Source organism: Pseudomonas sp. TWR2-1-1 (assembly GCF_049897045.1).
Taxonomy (GTDB): Bacteria; Pseudomonadota; Gammaproteobacteria; order Pseudomonadales; family Pseudomonadaceae; genus Aquipseudomonas; species Aquipseudomonas versuta.
Map to the genome: position 1 here is coordinate 1 of NZ_JAFCVM010000025.1, position 666 is coordinate 666.

1 pseudogene is annotated in these 666 nt (G+C 58.9%); it reads right to left on the reverse strand.

The window, feature by feature from the left end:
- Nucleotides 1-666 (reverse strand): annotated as a pseudogene (locus ACP7BO_RS23795) (hypothetical protein); the annotation flags it as partial.

Sequence of the window (666 nt, forward strand, 5' to 3'; positions counted from 1 at the left end):
CCCGGTGATCGTTACGTTTTCCTGCAACACGGCACGTTCAAGAGAGCGGGCGTTGGTGGCTTGGGTCAACGTGTAGCTGTAGGCCCGGGTCGTGCTTTTACCCTGCACAGTCTCGGTTTCACTCAACATGCGAGCGTGATGGGGGGATGCTGGATCAACGATAAATATCTGGCTGGAATGCACCAGTTCCGTCAGGTTTTCACCTTCAACCAGCAGCAAACGCTCTTCACTGCTCTGGACGAAAGTCGGCAACGCAAACGCCGGAGCATCCTGACGCACGGGCAATGATTGATAGCGATATCGAGTCTGTTTGACCGGGCCCACGCTGCCGGGTGGCGGGCTTGCGGTGCGACTTTTCAGACGGGTGATGCGCCCCAGCGGATCGGCCGGACAATGGTCGGCCTCACCACTGACCGGGTAGTACTCCGACTCTTCAATGCCACCCAATGCATTGCGGTGCCACACCGGATTGCCCAGCTCGTCATAGCGGGTTTCTTCCTCGGTGCTCAATTCACGCAACACCCGCTGCCCGTCCAGATGCGCCTTGCGGGTGATGACCTTGTGCGGGAACTGGAAGTAAGGCAATTGCCGGGCAATGGGCAGCCACGGCTCGTCGTAATACCTGGTCTGGGTTTCCTGCAGGGTCTGGCCCTGTAACGTGCGTTC